General features: G+C 63.6%; 21 protein-coding genes and 1 tRNA gene. 6 read left to right on the forward strand and 16 right to left on the reverse strand.

The window, feature by feature from the left end; translation table 11 throughout:
- Positions 1-14 precede the first annotated feature (14 nt).
- The 6 genes from D6201_RS05030 to D6201_RS05055 all read right to left on the reverse strand — a co-directional run bounded on the left by D6201_RS05030 (position 15) and on the right by D6201_RS05055 (position 3,981).
- Complete coding sequence (locus D6201_RS05030; protein ID WP_120047821.1) at positions 15-356, reverse strand: hypothetical protein; 342 nt, start codon at positions 354-356, stop codon at positions 15-17.
- A complete protein-coding gene (gene rimM, locus D6201_RS05035; RefSeq protein ID WP_120047822.1) occupies positions 353-856 on the reverse strand; it encodes a ribosome maturation factor RimM in 504 nt (167 codons plus the stop codon). The genes D6201_RS05030 and rimM overlap by 4 nt, the downstream gene beginning before the upstream one ends.
- Positions 857-864: 8 nt before the next feature.
- Positions 865-1,422, reverse strand: a complete 558-nt coding sequence (gene rpsP, locus D6201_RS05040) for a 30S ribosomal protein S16 (RefSeq protein ID WP_120047823.1) — start codon at positions 1,420-1,422, stop codon at positions 865-867.
- Positions 1,423-1,464: 42 nt separating this feature from the next.
- A complete protein-coding gene (ffh, locus tag D6201_RS05045) occupies positions 1,465-2,931 on the reverse strand; it encodes a signal recognition particle protein (protein ID WP_120047824.1) in 1,467 nt (488 codons plus the stop codon).
- Between the two features lie 298 nt (positions 2,932-3,229).
- Positions 3,230-3,305 (reverse strand) — tRNA-Ala (locus D6201_RS05050).
- A 352-nt stretch (positions 3,306-3,657) separates the two neighbouring features.
- Positions 3,658-3,981 (reverse strand): TIGR02300 family protein, encoded by a 324-nt coding sequence (locus tag D6201_RS05055; protein ID WP_120047825.1) that lies wholly within the window; start codon positions 3,979-3,981, stop codon positions 3,658-3,660.
- Between the two features lie 127 nt (positions 3,982-4,108).
- Here D6201_RS05055 and aroA point away from each other — a divergent pair, with 127 nt between their 5' ends.
- The 3 genes from aroA to cmk are packed head-to-tail and all read left to right on the forward strand — an operon-like array spanning position 4,109 to position 6,338.
- Positions 4,109-5,446 (forward strand): 3-phosphoshikimate 1-carboxyvinyltransferase, encoded by a 1,338-nt coding sequence (aroA, locus tag D6201_RS05060; protein ID WP_120047826.1) that lies wholly within the window; start codon positions 4,109-4,111, stop codon positions 5,444-5,446.
- Positions 5,443-5,721 carry a CBU_0592 family membrane protein gene (locus tag D6201_RS05065; RefSeq protein WP_120047827.1) on the forward strand — a complete coding sequence of 93 codons (279 nt, stop codon included), beginning with the start codon at positions 5,443-5,445 and terminating at the stop codon, positions 5,719-5,721. Before aroA ends, D6201_RS05065 begins: the two co-directional genes overlap by 4 nt.
- Entirely contained in the window at positions 5,718-6,338 is a 621-nt protein-coding gene (cmk, locus tag D6201_RS05070; protein WP_120047828.1) for a (d)CMP kinase, read from the forward strand. The genes D6201_RS05065 and cmk overlap by 4 nt, the downstream gene beginning before the upstream one ends.
- Here the strand turns inward: cmk and D6201_RS05075 are convergent.
- The gene (locus D6201_RS05075; RefSeq protein ID WP_120047829.1) at positions 6,331-6,831 is read right to left on the reverse strand and encodes an Mpo1 family 2-hydroxy fatty acid dioxygenase; all 501 of its coding nucleotides are present in this window, start codon (positions 6,829-6,831) and stop codon (positions 6,331-6,333) included. The two genes, cmk and D6201_RS05075, sit on opposite strands and share 8 nt — an antisense overlap.
- A 392-nt stretch (positions 6,832-7,223) precedes the next feature.
- Between D6201_RS05075 and rpsA the strand changes: the two genes are divergently transcribed.
- The 3 genes from rpsA (at position 7,224) to gloB (ending at position 10,197) form a co-directional block, all read left to right on the forward strand.
- Entirely contained in the window at positions 7,224-8,942 is a 1,719-nt protein-coding gene (gene rpsA, locus D6201_RS05080) for a 30S ribosomal protein S1 (protein ID WP_120047830.1), read from the forward strand.
- Between the two features lie 93 nt (positions 8,943-9,035).
- Positions 9,036-9,437 (forward strand): GFA family protein, encoded by a 402-nt coding sequence (locus D6201_RS05085; protein ID WP_120047831.1) that lies wholly within the window; start codon positions 9,036-9,038, stop codon positions 9,435-9,437.
- Position 9,438: 1 nt separating this feature from the next.
- The gene (gene gloB, locus D6201_RS05090) at positions 9,439-10,197 is read left to right on the forward strand and encodes a hydroxyacylglutathione hydrolase (protein WP_120047832.1); all 759 of its coding nucleotides are present in this window, start codon (positions 9,439-9,441) and stop codon (positions 10,195-10,197) included.
- Positions 10,198-10,207: 10 nt separating this feature from the next.
- Here the strand turns inward: gloB and D6201_RS05095 are convergent, their stop codons facing one another.
- The 9 genes from D6201_RS05095 to D6201_RS05135 all read right to left on the reverse strand — a co-directional run bounded on the left by D6201_RS05095 (position 10,208) and on the right by D6201_RS05135 (position 17,219).
- Entirely contained in the window at positions 10,208-10,411 is a 204-nt protein-coding gene (locus D6201_RS05095) for a dodecin family protein (protein WP_120047833.1), read from the reverse strand.
- Between the two features lie 85 nt (positions 10,412-10,496).
- On the reverse strand, positions 10,497-11,093 hold the full coding sequence (locus D6201_RS05100; protein ID WP_120047834.1) for a F0F1 ATP synthase subunit B family protein: 597 nt from the start codon (positions 11,091-11,093) through the stop codon (positions 10,497-10,499).
- Positions 11,086-11,580 (reverse strand): F0F1 ATP synthase subunit B family protein, encoded by a 495-nt coding sequence (locus tag D6201_RS05105; RefSeq protein ID WP_120047835.1) that lies wholly within the window; start codon positions 11,578-11,580, stop codon positions 11,086-11,088. The genes D6201_RS05100 and D6201_RS05105 overlap by 8 nt, the downstream gene beginning before the upstream one ends.
- 74 nt (positions 11,581-11,654) lie before the next feature.
- Positions 11,655-11,879 carry a F0F1 ATP synthase subunit C gene (locus D6201_RS05110; protein WP_048885460.1) on the reverse strand — a complete coding sequence of 75 codons (225 nt, stop codon included), beginning with the start codon at positions 11,877-11,879 and terminating at the stop codon, positions 11,655-11,657.
- Between the two features lie 48 nt (positions 11,880-11,927).
- Entirely contained in the window at positions 11,928-12,713 is a 786-nt protein-coding gene (locus D6201_RS05115) for a F0F1 ATP synthase subunit A (protein WP_277949478.1), read from the reverse strand.
- Positions 12,714-12,751: 38 nt separating this feature from the next.
- Positions 12,752-13,069: an AtpZ/AtpI family protein gene (locus tag D6201_RS05120; RefSeq protein ID WP_120047836.1), complete on the reverse strand. Its 318-nt coding sequence runs from the start codon at positions 13,067-13,069 to the stop codon at positions 12,752-12,754.
- A 259-nt stretch (positions 13,070-13,328) separates the two neighbouring features.
- Positions 13,329-13,718: a YdbL family probable chaperone protein gene (locus D6201_RS05125; RefSeq protein WP_120047837.1), complete on the reverse strand. Its 390-nt coding sequence runs from the start codon at positions 13,716-13,718 to the stop codon at positions 13,329-13,331.
- 22 nt (positions 13,719-13,740) lie between these two features.
- Positions 13,741-13,935: a YnbE family lipoprotein gene (locus D6201_RS05130; RefSeq protein ID WP_120047838.1), complete on the reverse strand. Its 195-nt coding sequence runs from the start codon at positions 13,933-13,935 to the stop codon at positions 13,741-13,743.
- Between the two features lie 47 nt (positions 13,936-13,982).
- Entirely contained in the window at positions 13,983-17,219 is a 3,237-nt protein-coding gene (locus D6201_RS05135) for an intermembrane phospholipid transport protein YdbH family protein (protein ID WP_165853499.1), read from the reverse strand.
- Positions 17,220-17,240 lie beyond the last annotated feature (21 nt).

A 17,240-nucleotide genomic window follows, 5' to 3' on the forward strand; every position in this document is an offset into this window, starting at 1 on the left:
ACCAGCGAACGCGCTCAATCGAAAGTGGATGTATCCACCCGCCTGGTGTCACCGATCTTGCGGGACATCAGAAAGGCGCCGGGCAGGGAAACGATCAGCCCGGCGGCGAACATGAAACCGATGACGAACGCACCGACCCCGGCTCCGCCTGCACCGATAAGTCCTTCGCTCAGGAACGGGCCGAGCAGAAGTGTCCCGCTGGCGAGTCCTGCGACCACGCTGCCGAAGAGCGCGCGCTGGCTGACATTCGCATTGCCGCGCCAGTGATAGAGGATTGCGACCACCCCGGCCGCGAACCCATTCATGATGACGATGCCGATCAGCAAGAACGGCGCGATCGTGAGCAGCGTGGTCATTCCTCGACGAAATCCTCGCTCACGGTCAGCGTCTCCGCGTCCCATGCGGGCACTGCCTCGATACGCATGGGGACCAGGAAGGTCTTGCCACCCTTCTTGCCCCCTTCGGCCCGGCGAATTTCGATCACGTCGCCCGCGCCGAAATCGTTGATCGCGATCACTTTGCCCAAGGCCTCGCCTGTGTTGGAGACTGCGGCGAGACCTATCAGGTCGGCGTGATAATACTCGCCTTCGTCCAGTTCGGGCAGCGCCGAGCGGGGTACGGTGAGCGTGGTGCCGCGCAGCTTTTCCGCCGCACTGCGATCCTTCACTTCGGCGAAGCGGGCGATCGCACCGCCCTTCTTGTCGTCTCGCACCTGTTGCAGCGTGAGCGCGGCGTCATTGAAGGTTTTGTGCAGCTTGAAGCTTGCCAGCCCTTCCCCGAACAGCTTCAGACGGACATCGCCCGCCACTCCGTGCGCACCGGTGATGGCGGCAAGGGTGACGGGTTTGTCCGACATCGACGAAATCAGCCTTCCGACTTCTCTTCGTCGGCCTTGGCGTCGTCCGCCTTTTCTTCGGCAGGAGCCTCATCCTTGGCTTCTTCGGCGGTTTCCGCAGCTTCGGCGGCGGCGCCTTCATCAACCTTGGCTTCCTCGGCAGGAGCCTCTTCTGCAGGCGCTTCCTCGGCGGGAGCTTCCTTCGCAGCCTTGGCCTCTTCCTCGGCAGCCTTCTTGGCTTCCTCGGCCTCGGCGGCCTTGGTGGCCTTTTCTTCGGCGCGTTCCTTGGCGGCTTCGCCCGGCTCACCCTTCTTGGGGTTGTTGCGCGCTGGGCGCTCCATGATGCCGGCGGCGTCGAGGAAGCGCAGGACGCGGTCGCTCGGCTTGGCGCCAACGCCCAGCCAGTACTTGATGCGGTCTTCGACCAGCTTCACACGGGCCGGATCGTCCTTGGCGAGCAGCGGGTTGTAGGTGCCGAGCTGCTCCAGATACTTGCCGTCGCGCGCATAGCGGCTGTCGGCCGCAACGATGCGATAATAGGGGCGCTTCTTGGCGCCACCGCGGGAGAGGCGAATTGCAACTGACATTGTAGATTACCTTTCGAAATTGAACTTTTGTAATTGATGTAATTATTTCTTGTTCAGCAAATTCTGGAGGTCGGGCGGTAGGCCGCCGGCACCGCCACCGGGGAGGCCTGGCATACCGCCAGCGGGGCCACCGCCGCCCATTCCGGGCATGCCTCCGCCGCCGAACATGGCGGCCAGACCCTTCAGCCCGCCCATTTTCCTGATCTGCTTCATCGCGCGGCCCATTTCCTGGTGCATCTTCAGGATCTTGTTGACCTCCTGCACCGAGGTGCCGCTGCCCGCCGCAACGCGTTTCTTGCGCTTTGCGTTGAGAAGCTGCGGGTGGGACCGCTCCTTCTTCGTCATCGAGCCGATGATGGCGTCCATGTGGACAAGCACCTTGTCGTCCATATCCGCGCCGGCCATCGCCGCCTTGGCCTTCTTCATGCCCGGCATCATGCCCGCCAGCATTCCGAGCCCGCCCATATTCTGCATCTGCTGAAGCTGCTTGCGCAGGTCGTTCATGTCGAACTTGCCCGCCATCATCTTCTTGGCGAGCGCCTCGGCATCTTCGGCGTCGATCGTCTCGGCGGCCTTTTCGACCAGCGAGACGACATCGCCCATGCCGAGGATACGGTCGGCAACGCGGCCCGGATGGAAACGCTCGATCGCTTCGAGCTTCTCGCCGGTCCCTGCAAACTTGATCGGCTTGCCGGTAACGGCACGCATGGAGAGGGCCGCACCGCCACGCGCGTCGCCGTCCATGCGGGTGAGCACCACACCGGTCAGCGGCACCTCGCCCGAAAAGCTCTGCGCGACATTGACCGCGTCCTGGCCGGTCAGCGAGTCGACCACGAGCAGCACTTCGGCAGGGTCGGCAGCGCCCGCGACGGCCTTCATTTCCGCCATCAGCGCTTCGTCGACATGCAGACGGCCTGCGGTGTCGAGCAGCAGCACATCGTAATTCTGCAGCTTGGCCGCGCCCATCGCGCGCTTCGCGATCTCCACCGGCTGCTGGCCGGGCACGATCGGCAGCGTGGCGACATCGGCCTGCTCGCCCAGCACGGCCAGCTGTTCCTGCGCCGCCGGACGGTTCACGTCGAGCGAGGCCATCAGCGGCTTCTTGCCCTGCTTGTCCTTCAGGAGCTTGGCGATCTTGGCGGTGCTGGTGGTCTTGCCCGACCCCTGCAGGCCGACCATCATCACCACGGCAGGCGGTGTGACGTTGAGGTTCAACGGCGGGGCTTCCCCCGCACTTTCCTCCTCGCCACCAAGCATCGCGACAAGCTCGTCATTAACGATCTTGATGACCTGCTGGCCGGGCGTGACCGATTTCAGAACTTCCTGGCCGACGGCGCGCTCGGTGACGCGGGCGATGAAATCGCGGGCGACCGGCAGGGCGACATCGGCTTCGAGCAATGCGACGCGCACTTCGCGCATGGCATCGCGCACATCCTGCTCACCCAGCGCCCCACGACCGCGAAGGCGCGAGAAAACCGTATTCAAGCGATCGGACAGCGTATCGAACATGCGCGTCTCAACTCCTAATCTGACATCCCGCCGCCCGATATGGGTGGACAAACGCCAAATGCCAAAAACGCCGGCGGACGAAACCTCGTCGGCCAGCGTGAGCCCGAAGGCCCGCTTAATCGGTGCCGCAAACGTCGCGGCGATTTAGACAAAGTGCCATTTCGTCGGATTTCGGTTCTGGCCGGAAGCGAAAATGGTGGTTGGCGAGAACCGGCGCGCAGCGGCCATCGAGGCCGTGAGCACCGGAAGCGCAGCAAACCGCCATTTGCAGCCCGGTCAGGGCCGAAAGACGATGAAATGGTGGAGCCTAGCGGGATCGAACCGCTGACCTCAACACTGCCAGTGTTGCGCTCTCCCAGCTGAGCTAAGGCCCCGTAACCATCAGTATACGCACCCCGAGGAGCGCGGAGGCAGCCCTTTAGAAAGGTGCCGCCGTTTATTCAAGTAACAAATTCCGCGCTCTGTGGCGAGGATCGTTCGTTTCATGCAGCCGCCTCCGCGGCTGCGTCCTCCCGGCTTTTCCCTTCGCTGCGCTGCGGGGCCGGCCCGGGCGGGCGTTCGCCCTTGCCGCCTGACGGCGGAGCTCCGCGACACGTTAGCTGGCGAGTGCACGTTTCGGGCGTGACCAGCGCCCGACAGAGCGCGAACGCGCGACCGCAGGTGCCGCGTAGGCGAAGCCGGAGCGAATAGCACCGAGGAGGTGAGCGCGGATGCGCTCACCCAAACCTAGGAGTCATCTTCTTCCTTGCCCTTTTCGGCGGTGTCGACGCCAAGGTCGTCATCCCCGCCGAGGTCGACGTCGTTATCCGGGGAATCGTCGTCCTCGTCGATATCCTCCAGATCGTCATCGGCGAGATCGGAATCGGCTTCCTTCTTCTCGTCCTTCTTCTCTTCCTCAAACGGAATGGGCTGCTTGGACTTGAGCACCGGCTCTGGCGTCCATTCATTGCCGCATTCGATGCAGGTGACCGGGTCTTCCTTGCCCAGATCGTAGAAGCGTTCACCGCATTTGGGGCAGGTGCGTTTGGTGCCCCATTCAGCCTTGGCCATTGGTCGTGTCCTTGATTCGGAAATTCCGTGAGCGATCCCGGTGCGGAATCGCGAGCGGGCGCGCCTTGCCATAGGGCTATCGCACTGTCAAAGCACCGCGCCGACGACCCGCAAGATAGGCAACCGCTTGAGCCATTCCAACCCGCCCTCCCCGCGCCGCTTCACCAGCGCCGGCCCGCTGACCGGTCGCATCGCGGTTCCGGGCGACAAATCGGTCAGCCATCGATCGCTGATGCTGGGCGCGCTGGCGGTGGGCGAGACGCGCGTCACCGGCCTGCTGGAAGGCGAGGACGTGCTCGCCACCGCCACAGCAATGCGCGCAATGGGAGCGACCATCACGCGCGACGATGACGGCACCTGGAGCATCCATGGCGTCGGCGTCGGCTCGCTCCTGCAACCGGAGCAGGCGCTCGACATGGGCAATAGCGGGACGAGCACGCGGCTGCTGATGGGCCTCGTCGCCAGCCATCCGATCCGTGCCGTGTTCACCGGCGATGCCAGCCTCTCCAAACGCCCGATGGAACGGGTGATCGAACCGCTCAGCCAGATGGGCGCGAATTTCGAGGCATCTCCCGGCGGCACGCTGCCGCTGATGCTGCGCGGAATTTCGCCCGCCGTCCCGCTGACCTATCGCCTGCCCGTCGCCAGCGCGCAGGTTAAGAGCGCGATACTGCTGGCCGGCCTCAACACCGCGGGCATCACTACAGTGATCGAGCCGGTGCCCACGCGCGACCATTCCGAGCGCATGTTGCGCGGCTTCGGCGCGAAGCTGGAGGTGGGCGAGGAGAATGGCGAGCGCGTGATCGCGCTCCACGGCGAGGCGGATCTGCAACCGCAGGCGATCGCCGTTCCGGGAGACCCCTCCTCCGCCGCTTTCTTCGCCGTCGCCGCGCTGCTGGTGCCGGGCAGCGATCTCTTGATCGAGAATGTCGGCCTCAATCCCACCCGCGCCGCACTGTTCGACGTGCTGCGCGACATGGGCGGCCGGATCGATGAACTGGACCGGCGCGAAGTCGGCGGAGAGCCGGTCGCGGACTTGCGCGTGCGCCATTCGCCCTTGACGGGCGTGGAGGTCGACCCTGCCGTCGCACCTGCCATGATCGACGAATTCCCGATCCTGTTCGTTGCCGCCGCATTGGCGCAGGGCAAGACCACCACGCGCGATCTGGAAGAGCTGCGCGTGAAGGAAAGCGACCGTCTTGCCGCCATGGCTGCCGCGCTCACGCTGGCGGGCGCTCGGGTGGAGGAATATGGCGATGGTCTGGTAATAGAAGGCACGGGCGGCGACCCGCTTCCCGGCACGGCGGATGCCACCGCCATCGCCACCCATCTCGATCACCGCATCGCCATGAGCATGGCCGTCGCCGGCCTCGCCAGTCGGAACGGCGTGGAAGTGGACGATGTGTCGCCCATCGCGACAAGTTTTCCGACCTTCGAGAGGTTGCTGGCAGAAGCAGGCGCATGACCGAGCAAATCGACATCTACAGCCTCATCGGCTTCGTCGGCACGGCCTGCATCATCGGGGCGTATTTCTATCTCACAGCGGTCGAGAAACCCAACCCGCTCATCCTGCATGGCACCAACCTGACAGGCGCGGCACTCTTGACGATTTCGCTGCTGGTCCACACCAACTGGCCCAGCCTCGTGCTCGAGGGCTTCTGGGCGGCAATTGCGATCTGGGGGCTGGCGAAATGGTGGCGCGGGCGCAATCGCATTCGGGAAGGGGCGCGAAAAGCATGATCATCACCGTCGACGGGCCCACTGCTTCGGGCAAGGGCACCATTGCAAAGGCGCTCGCTGCACGTTTCGGCCTGCCGCATCTCGATACCGGGCTGCTCTACCGCGCGGTGGGCTGGCAGGTCATGCGCAATGATGGCGATCCCGACAATGCCGACGATGCGCTTGCCGCCTGCGACTTTCCCGACGAGCTGCTGACAGAGCCCGAATTGCGATCCGAAGCGACTGGCGGCCTCGCGAGCCAGGTCTCCATCCATCCCGCCGTGCGCGAAGCGCTATTCACCCGCCAGCGCGCCTTTGCCACGCAGGCCGGCGGCGCGGTGCTGGACGGGCGGGATATCGGCACGGTGATCGCACCCGATGCGGATGTGAAACTCTACGTCACCGCCAGTGTCGAAGCGCGGGCGGAGCGGCGCTTTGCCGAAATGCGCGATGCCGGGCGCGAAGTGACTCTGCACGATATGATCGCGGACTTGACCGCGCGCGATGAGCGGGACACGAACCGCAAGGACGCGCCGCTCACCGTGGCCCCTGACGCTATGCTGATCGACACCACATCTCTCGGCAAGGACGCAGCGATTGCGGCGGCCGTCGACGCGGTGAAAGCCGCGCTTAGCTAGCTTCCCGCGCTTTCACCTCACGGCGCAGACCCGGCGCCAATCCCAGCGCGAAAAGGCCCTCCGCCACCATGAAGAGCGGGCCGACGAGAAAGCTGCGCAGATCGTCGAGGAAAGCCGGCTTTCGGCCTTCATAGTGGTGGCCGACGAACTGAAACAGCCACCCGACCACGAAAAGCGCCACTCCGCCGCCGAGCCACGCCAGAGTGGACACCTCCGCGATCTGGCGGCCGACAGCATAAAAGATGGCAAGCAATACCGTCATCAACAGGCCCATCTTGAAATCGAGCTGCAGATACCAGAACGCCGCCAACGCGCTGACGATCAAGGCAGGTGTTGCCTCGATACCCAGCAGTGGCATCGCGAAAGCCGGTCGTGCCATCAGCACTTCGAGGGCAAGCACGATCATCGGAACACCGGCCGCGTGTGTGAGCACATTGCGGTGATCGCGGTGATACTCGCCATAATCGGCCAACGTCCTGGCGATGTCGCTCATGCACTCTCTCCTCTTCGCGCTGTCCTACATCAATGGCGGCGATGCAGGAAGATCGCCATGAAATCCAAGCTCGCAAACATCCCGCCTCTCGATCGATTTCGCGACGCTTCCACATTCCCGCCGTTTTTGTCTCCAGGACACTGTCACACTTGTCACACCCCCGGTCGGCCGCCGCCTTCGCCTCGCCCCAATTCGCTTGCCTTTGGCGCCGCTTTCGCATAGGCGCGCGCCGTTCTCGAAATCGATAGATGGACAGGACCCGGGCGGCGGCATTCGGCCTCGCACGGACAACGGCCTCTTGCCCCGTACGGTTCGCAATGGTGCGGACAGACGGACCAAGACCCCGGTAAAACCGGTGGCCGGTAGCAAATGTGAACAGGAACCTAGAACCTATGGCAACTTCTGCCAATCCGAGCCGCGACGATTTCGCGGCAATGCTCGACGAACAGCTCGGCGGCGCCGAGGGTGGCTTCGAAGGCCGCGTCGTCAAGGGCACCGTCACCGCCATCGAAAATGGCATGGCCATCGTCGATGTCGGCCTCAAGAGCGAAGGCCGCGTCGATCTCAAGGAATTCATGCGTGGTGAAGACGAGCACGGGCTCGAAGTCGGCAGCGAAGTCGAAGTCTTCGTCGACCGGGTCGAGAACGCAGACGGCGAAGCGATGCTCAGCCGCGACCGTGCCCGCCGCGAAGCCGCATGGGACAAGCTGGAAAGCGAATTCGGCGAAACCGCACGCGTCGAAGGCCGCATCTTCGGCCGCGTGAAGGGTGGCTTCACCGTCGATCTCGACGGTGCCGTGGCCTTCCTGCCCGGCAGCCAGGTCGACATCCGACCCGTGCGCGACGTCACCCCGCTGATGGACATGCCGCAGCCCTTCCAGATCCTGAAGATGGATCGTCGCCGCGGCAACATCGTCGTCTCGCGCCGTGCCATTCTCGAAGAAACGCGCGCCGAGCAGCGCAGCGAACTGATCGATAAGCTGAGCGAAGGCCAGGTCACCGATGGCGTGGTGAAGAACATCACCGATTACGGGGCCTTCGTGGACCTCGGCGGTATCGACGGCCTGCTCCATGTCACCGACATGAGCTATAAGCGCGTGAACCACCCCAGCGAGGTGATCGAGATCGGCCAGACCGTGACCGTGCAGATCGTCCGCATCAATGCCGAAACGCAGCGCATCTCGCTCGGCATGAAGCAGCTGGAAAGCGATCCATGGGAAGGCGTCGGCGCCAAGTATCCAGTCGGCGTGAAGGTCAACGGCACCGTCACCAACATCACCGAATACGGCGCTTTCGTGGAGCTGGAACCGGGCATCGAAGGCCTGGTCCACGTTTCCGAAATGAGCTGGACCAAGAAGAACGTCCACCCCGGCAAGATCGTCTCGACCAGCCAGGAAGTGGAAGTCATGGTGCTGGAAGTGGACGCCGAAAAGCGCCGCATCAGCCTTGGTCTGAAGCAGGCCCAGCGCAATCCGTGGGAAGAGTTCGCCGATGCGCATCCGGTCGGCTCGACCGTGACCGGCGAAGTCAAGAACGCTACCGAATTCGGTCTCTTCATCGGCCTGCCGGGCGACGTGGACGGCATGGTCCACATGTCTGACATCGCCTGGGGCATCTCGGGCGAGGACGCCCTCGCCCTGCACCGCAAGGGTGAGGAAGTCGAAGCCGTTGTTCTCGATGTCGACACCGACAAGGAGCGCATCAGCCTCGGCATGAAGCAGCTCGAAAAGGGTGCTCCGGCCGAAGGTGGAACGGGCGACAGCCTGCGTCGCGGCGAAGTCGTCACCGTCACTGTGCTCGAAGTCCGCGATGGCGGCCTCGAAGTGCAGGTGGGCGACGATGGTGCGACCGGCTTCATCAAGCGTTCGGACCTCGGCCGCGACCGTGACGAGCAGCGTCCCGATCGCTTCCAGACCGGCCAGAAGGTCGACGCGATGGTCACCGGTTTCGATCGTTCGAAGAAGCCCAACTTCTCCATCAAGGCGCACCAGATCGCCGAAGAGAAGGAAGCCGTTGCACAGTTCGGCAGCGCCGACAGTGGCGCTTCGCTCGGCGACATTCTTGGCGCCGCGCTGAAGAAGGATGAAAAGACCGACGAAGAGAAGAAGTAAGCTTTCTTCCTTTTGGAGGCATCAGGAAGGCCCGCTTGCCGGATCGGCAGGCGGGCCTTTCCTATATCTGCGCCAAGCGGTAAGTCTGCTCGCATGCCCACCGCCCATTGCCAATGCGGACAGTTGCGCGCCGAGATCGACGGCGAAGGTTCCGGCGTGATGTGCCACTGCAAGGCCTGCCAGCGCCGCACCGGATCGCCCTTCGGCCTGATGATCTACTACATGGCGGAGCAGGTCACGCTATCGGGCGAAGCAACCGAATACACCCGCAATGCCGATAGCGGCGATCCGCTCACCCATGGCTTCTGCCCCATTTGCGGCACGCCGCTCTACCTTCGCACCACGAAGCATCCCGGCGGCATCGGCGTCGCCATTGGCGCGCATGAAGGGCATTCGAGTGACTCGCCCGCGCGCTCCGTATTCGAAGAATGCATCCACCCTTGGATCACCGTTCCGCAGGAAACACAGCAATTCCCTCGCGGCAGGAAAGGCTGACATGGCGCTCGAAATCCACCAGTTCCCCTGTCTGTCCGACAATTACGGCTTTCTCGTCCACGACCCTTCCAGCGGCGAGACGACTTGCATCGATACACCCGATGGCGAGGAGTATCTGAAGCAGGCAGAGGCGAAGGGCTGGCGCATCACCGCCGTCTGGAACACCCATTGGCATCCGGACCATGCGGGTGGGAACGAGGCTATCGTGGAGGCAACAGGCGCCACGGTTATCGCTCCCGCGGAGGTCGAACGCATTTTCCCCATCGACCAGGTCTTGAGGCATGGCGATACAGTAAAACTCGGCGATCATGAAGCGGCGGTGATCGACGTATCCGGCCATACCAATGGCCACATCGCATTTCACTTGGCCGATGAAGGCATCGCCTTTGTCGGGGACTCGCTGTTCGCGCTGGGCTGCGGGCGAATGTTCGAAGGCCAGCCGGACCAATTCTGGGCGAGCCTCGAGCGGCTAAAGGCTCTACCCGCCGAAACGACGCTTTATTGCGCGCACGAATACACGCAGGCAAACGCCAAATTCGCGCTTCACGCCGATCCGGAGAACGATGCGCTCTCGTCCTATTCGGAGGAGATCGACGCGCGGCGTGAGGCGGGCGAACCGACCGTGCCATTCAAGCTGTCGCGCGAATTGCGTACCAATCCCTTCCTGCGCGCCGATGCGCCCGAGATGCAGGCGCGCTGGGGCGGAGACGCGCCGCACGAGACCTTCGCCGCGCTGAGAGCGGCGAAGGACGCGTTCTAGGCGTTGAGCCTCAGTCGTTCAGGACAAAGGTCACTTTCAGCGTGCATCGCCATTCGGTGATGGCGTTGTCGTTGACCGTGCATTTTATGTCGCTGACCCAGACGCCGGTGATGCCGTTCAAGGTTTTCGAAGCGCGCGCCACGCCGGATTTGACGGCATCCTCGATCCCGACGGCGGAGGAGGAAATGATTTCGGTGACTTTGGCGACGGACATGCGTGCTCTCCCATAGCGGTGGATGTTTGTCCAACCAGCCGATGAGCACCGCAAATGTTCCGAAATCGAGCCGAGCCTCAGTGGCTCAGAGCTTGCCGATCACCTCATCCGCCAGCGCGCGGTCGGCGGCGGCATCGTGGTTCTTGGCGATAAGCTTGGCAGCGGCGGCAGTCGACGCGTCGGCAGCCTTGGCACGCAGCTCTGCCAGAGCCTGGCGCTCGGCAGCGGCGATCTTGTCCTGCGCCATACGCTCCCGACGCGCGATCATCGCGGCGGTATCATCCTTCGCCTTGGCGACGATGCCATCGGCTTCGCGCCGGGCATTGTCGAGCATGGCTTCGGCGTCCTTCTCCGCTCCGGAGACTTTGGCGGCATATTCCTCGCGAAGTTTCTCTGCCTCGGCGCGCAGCTGCTTTGCCTCTTCGAGATTGTCGCGGATCGCCTTGATCTTGTTGTCGAGGCCGCCGGCGATGATCTTGTGCACCTTCGCACCGAAGAACGCGATCAGAAGTAGGACAGCCATCGCGATGGCGACCCACTGGTAAGGCTCGAGGCCCAGCAGAGAGGGCTCGAGATGCTTGCCGGCCTCGCCGTCATCGATCGTGACGGCGACACCCTGCTCCGCCACATCGGTAGCGATGACTTCGGGCAGGTCGGCGGTCTGGGTCTGCGGATTAGCCACGGCTCATCGCCTCCTGAACTGCCGAGCGCGCGGCAGTCTGCGTTACCGAAATGTTGGCCAGGCGCTGGGCGATGTCCTGCGCGGCTTCGGCAGCGACGGCTTCGATCTCGGCAGCAGCTTCGGCGCGGCTCGCTTCGATGCGGGCCTCCGCCTCGGTCAGCTGCGTGTCGATACCGGCCTGCACCTTGGCAAGGCGCTTTTCTGTCGAGGCCTGGGCCTTCGCCTTGGCTTCGTTCACGAGCGCCTGCGCCCGCTCCCGATTGGCGTTTTCGCGCTGACGCCAGTCTTCTTCCGCCTTGTCGGCGGCGTCTCTGGCGGCCTGCGCGGCGGCCAGATCGTCGGCGATCTGCTTGTCGCGCATACCTACGGTATCCATGACGCGCGGCACCATGCCCCGCCCGACGACGAAGAACACGAAGCCGAAAGTCACCAGCAGCCAGAACAGCTGGCTGGACCAGATTTCGGCCATTTGGGCTATCTGAGGCATGGACGGATTCCGCCTGTCGGTGCGAGGTCAGTCTTGAAACCGGCCGAACGCGTATCGCCCGACCGGAAGGATCGTCAGACGAAGAGGATGATCATCGCCACGACGAAGGCCAGCAGGCCGAGAAGCTCGGCAGCGGCGAAGCCGATGAACAGACGGCCCTGCTGGCCGTCCGCAGCACCCGGATTGCGCAGCGCGCTTTCGAGGAACGAGCCGAAAACGTTACCGACGCCCAGCGCGGCCATGCCGGCGCCGATTGCCGCGAGACCGGCACCAACCATCTTGGCAGCTTCGAGATCCATGAGAATTTCCTTTCGAGGTAAACTTGTAAGCGATTGAAGAGAGTGAACTTAGTGCAGGTTCTCGGCGTCGTTGATGTAGAGCGACGAGAGCAGCGCAAAGACGTAGGCCTGGATACCGGCAACGAGGATTTCCAGCGCGGAAATACCGATCATCAGGATGAAGCTGGGCACGCCGACGAGGACGCCGAAACCCGCGCCCGCATTCCAGCCATCGATGACGAAGCCGGACAGTACCTTGAGCAGCACGTGCCCCGCCATCATGGCGACGAACAGGCGCAGTGCCAGGCTGAAGGGGCGCACGAGGAAGGAGATCAGCTCGATCGGGAAGAGGATCGGGATCATCGGCAGCGGCGTGCCATGCGGCACAAACAGGCTGAAGAAGTGAAAACCGTGCTTCCAGAAGCCCACGATCAGAACGATGGAGAAGCTGATGATCGCCAGCACGCCCGTTACGGTGAAGTGGCTGGTGAAGGTGAAAGGGTGCACGCCGACAAGGCCGACAGGCAGCAGGCCGAGCAGGTTGGCAAAGAGGATGAACATGAACAGGCTGAAGATATAGGGCACGTATTTGCGCCCCTCCTTGCCGATATTCGCGTCCAGCATATCCTCGATGAAGCCGGTAAAGCTCTCCACCGTCATCTGCCAGCGACCGGGCACCAGTTCGCGCTTCATGCCGCCGAGCATGAACACGAAGAGGACCACTGCGGTGATCGTCATCCACAGTGCCGAATTGGTATAAGCGATGTTGTAGCCGGCAATGTTCCAGTCGGCGCCGACGAGCGGCTCCACCGTGAACTGGTACATCGGATCGACTTTTGCCGTCTCGGCTGCCACGTCCGGGAAACCCCTGTCCTAATCGCTTTGCCGACTGCCTATTCGGGCGGCCGGCTCGAATTCCTAATGATGTTCCTGAAGGCGACCACTATTCCGAGGAACAGGCCGACCAACAGGGCCCAGGGATTGGTGCCGGTGAACCAACCGATGGTCCAGCCGACAACCGCTCCGCCGAGAAGCCCACCTACCAGGTCCGCCAGTGCACGACTGCCAGCCTTGTAGCTGGCATCGGCACCTTTGACCTTCGGCGCGTTGCGCTTCTCTTCCCGCTCGCGCGCGGCCCTGAGCCGCTCCTCGAGCGCGTCGATACGCGCATCCTCGCCGATGGGTTCCCGTCCGGGCTTTTCGTCGCTCATGCCTGCTCCTGATTGGGAAGTGGGCACGGGCACCGAAACCTGCCCGCCGAGGGCGCCGCCCCCTTAGAAGGGGGGTCATGGCGAGTCAACACGTGCGCGGCCCCTTTTGGTGCAGGGTGTGACAGGTGTGACAGTGTTCAGAAGCAAAAGTCTGCGGGCGCATCTGCACAGGCATGAGAAGCGTTTGACGGCAAAGGTTGGACACGTCGGTCATGTCGGCGAACCGAGCAGTTCATGTAGGTTGTAGGACAGCCCAAGCTTAGGGACAGCGCGGATCGCGCAGCGGGGCTTCGGTGCCGCGACGGGTCCACTCGCCGCTGGGTGCCTGATACATCTCACCCGGCACGGTGCGGACAATGGCGAGGCAACCAGCGGTGAAGGCGTATTCGAGCAGCGTGGCGCCTTCTGCCTGCGCACGTTCTGCATAGACAGCGCGCCGGCGAATATTGATGTCGTCCACCAGACGTCGCAATTCCGGCGTCGCTTCACCGACGACGCCGAGATAGCCGTCCATCTTCTCGCCCACCTGGCCATTGTCGCGCGCGGACTGATATGCCGGATCGCGCTGCTGCGCGGCGGCAGGCGTGCCGAGAAGCAAGGCGGCGGCAAACGCGCAGCCAAGCGCTATCGATTTTCGTCCGATCGTCATGTCACTCGCTCCAATCGCCGCATCAGAAGATGTCGGCATTCTCCTCGATCACCTCTTCGGCATCTTCCGCCAGACGATAGATCACTTCCTGCGTGATATTGATGTTGAGCTCTATCACGATCGGCTCGTCCGGTGCCTCGAGATTGATGCAGCCTGAAAGCGCCGCGCTTCCCACCATCGCCATCACCGCGCTCGCCGCTTTTTTCCCGCCCGTCATATGGGGCCTATGCGCGCGGCGTGCGCACTTCGTCAATTTGCGGGCGATCATGGCGTTTCCTCGCTTTCCTGAGGCTGAATATCGGGTTCGCTGGCGTTCAGCGATTCGCGAAGCTCGCGCTCTGCTTGCTCGGCGGCGGCTTCGTCCATCGCGTCCACCGTGTCCTGATCCACCGCATCGCGCAGCACCGTGCCGTCTGCGCCGATCAGGCCGAGCGAGCGTGGATCGCGCAGCGCCATCGGGTCGTAAAGCGCGCGCAGGGTGGAGATCAGTTTATAGAATGGCGCGCGGATATTGATGCGCAGGTCGATCGGCAGCTGAGCTACGGCGCGGGTCACGATATTGCGCTCCGCCGTTTCGCCCTGCCCTACGCCGCTGAAACGCACGCGGGTCACCAACTCGCCGGTCAGCGGACCGTCCATCGCCAGCGTCATTTCCTCGTAGCTGAGATCGCGTAGCGCCTCGAAGGCGAGATTGCCGAACGTGCCGAGATTTTCGTAGGTAAGCTCTCCGATATAGGCGACGTTGCCGCCGGGCGGGCGCGATTGGAGCGTGCCGCCAATCAGCCGGCCATTGCCATCCGCGTCGAAGACGATGGGGATCGTCCCGTCGAATATGCCGTCGGCGGTCAGATTGGACAGGCCCATCCGCTCGATGAAAAGCGGCGCCTCCAGCCCGGCGACGTCGATGATATAGGTGCGGCTTTCCTGCACGCCGATATTCAGCGTGACTGGCCGCACGGAAAGCGTGCCGCCAAGGAAAGGCCAGCGGCCGCCGGTCACCTCGATCCGCTCGCCATCGATGAGCTGGAAACCCATTTCGCCTTCGTAGATCTCGATACCGGGATTTACTGCTTCCAACGCGATGCGCTGGTCGGGCGCGGTGGTCAGACCGAGAAGATCGGTAAATACCACCGTTCCGCTTGCCCCGCGGACCGGGCCGAACGCAGCAGCCAGGTCGAGATCGTCCGTGGAGAAAGCGCCGGTGCTGGTGACGCCGCTCTCAGCCCACGCAATCCGCCCTTCGCCCGTCACGGTTCCCTCGACATTGGCGACGACGCCCAGCGCAAGGCGCGTCAGGTCGAGCGGCTGCAACGCACTCCCGAAGGTGACGCCCGGCACATCAAGCAGCGCTTCGCCGCGCCCTGTCGAAAGATCGTGCACGATGTCGGCATCGGCAATTGCGACATCGGTCTGTGGATAGCGGAGCAATGCGTCGGCGGTAATGCGATTGTCGGCCAGTGTCAGCGTCGCATCGCGCGTCACTAGTGGCTCGAAACGGAACGGCGCTTGCCGATCTTCGAGAGTGAAACTTCCCTGCGACAGCGACAGCCGCTGCCCGGCATAGCGCCAGGCTGAATCCAGACCGACGATATCGAGCGGGACGGAGGCGAGAAACACATCCGCGCCCGTTATCGTGCCCGTCACGGCGTCGGTGCCGAAATTGGCAGTGACGTCCGTGATAGTGAAACGCTGAGCATTGTCTGCCGGACCGAGCGCGATATCGAGATCCCTTGCGGAGACGGCACCCGGATAGGCGAAGCCGACCGCACCGGTGCTCAATCGGATCGGCGTTTCGGCGAGCGTTCCGGCCAGGTCGAGCTCGGTGGTGCCTGCCGCAATGCGCAATCCGTTTTCCCCGTAACCCAAGATCGAACCGGTCGATGGCGGGCACAGGGTCAAGGACTGGCGACCGAGCGTCAGATTGGCGTAGCGCAGCCACTCGAAGCGCAAATTCCGGCAGCCGTTCCACAGTGCGAGACTGCCATCAGGTGCGATGGTGCCGTCCACGGGCAGGACCAGGCCTTGCGCAAACCCACCCGGCAACGGCCCGCTGGCGAGCACCTGTCCATCCAAGGTGATGCGTCCATCACGGCTTCGAAAGATGGACAGCCTAGGCACGGTGAGGCGGGAATTGCCGCTTGCATATTCGCGCATGGTCAGCCGCAATTCGCTCGCGCCGCCCACTGCCTGCTCAACGCGTCCGGTGATCCGAGGTAACCCTTCCCCGCCGGTCGCGAGATCGCCGGAGAAGCGCGGCATGCCCGCGGCATTCGTCAATCGGATCCGAGATAGCGCGAGCACGCTTTGCCCGCTTCCGCCGCGAAGGCGCGCTTCCGGGACGATCACACTGGCGATGTCGCCGATCAATCGCGCATCGAAACGGCCTGCAAGCGTGCTGCCACGCATTTCCCGCGCGAGGTTGAGGCCGAGACGGTTTGCAAGCGGCGCGACCAGGGTGCCCCTCCCAGCGTCGGCGAGTTGGGCGATGGCGCTATCCAGGTCGCCCCCCATCCGCAGTTCCTCGCCCGACACCTCACCGGCGAGCTGGATATTGCCGAAGCCCTCCACCGCGCGCAGCCGACCGTCGATCGTGAATGTCTGCGCCGCCGCGTAGTCGCTCTGCAATGCGCTCGCCGTAACGTCGTAGAGCGCATTCAGCGTGCCATCGCGCCAGCTGAAGCGCCCCTCGCCAGCCAGCTCGTCCATAGCCAGAGTACCGGCGGAGGATGGGCCAAGCGCCAGCGCATATTGGCCTTCGACATCTTGCAAATTGCGTTCGGCCCGGGCGGACACGTCCACTGTACCGTCTGCCAAGGCGAGACCCGCGTCTTCGCAGCGGAGCCCTTCGAAACGCAGCGGACCATCGAATGCGGGGCGCTCGGCATCGATGGACAATTCGCCGTAGAGAGTGGGTCGCTCCACCGCGCAGCCACGCAGGGAAAGCTCATCCGCGACCGCTGCCACCTCCGCCGCGAAGCCGCCGCGCAAATGGCCTCCGCCTGCCAATTTCAGGCCGATGCGCCCAAATTCGGTCTCGAGCAGGCCACGGCCATCGTCGATGAACAGCTCGACATCGGGAAATTCGAACGGCTCGCCGGTTTCTTCGCCGAAAATAAGCGGATCGAGCTGACCGAAACTGAGCTCGCCATCGCGCAATACGCCGTAGATGCGCGGCTCGGTCAGTGTCACTTCCGTAATATCGGGCAGGCCGAATTGCGGGCGGATGCGCAGTTCGAGCCGGTCGGCGGTGAAATCGGGGCGTGCCGGATTGCCGAGCACGATATCGGTCAGCACCTGTTCGCGCAGGCCGATCCGCTCGATATCGTAACTCGCCTCCACGCCTGCATCGGCGAAGGTGTCGTCGATCAGCGTTTCGGCGATTTCCTTGCGCTGCAGCCACGCGGTAATGAGCGCCAGGACGAGCAGGATGGACACGATGCGCAGCGTCCATCGCAGCCATCGTCGGCCGCCGCGCCCGCCCGTCTCGCCATCCGATCCCATCGCATGCGCTATTGCGCGCTG

Origin of the sequence: Aurantiacibacter aquimixticola, from assembly GCF_003605475.1 — a bacterium.
GTDB classification, from domain to species: domain Bacteria; phylum Pseudomonadota; class Alphaproteobacteria; order Sphingomonadales; family Sphingomonadaceae; genus Alteraurantiacibacter; species Alteraurantiacibacter aquimixticola_B.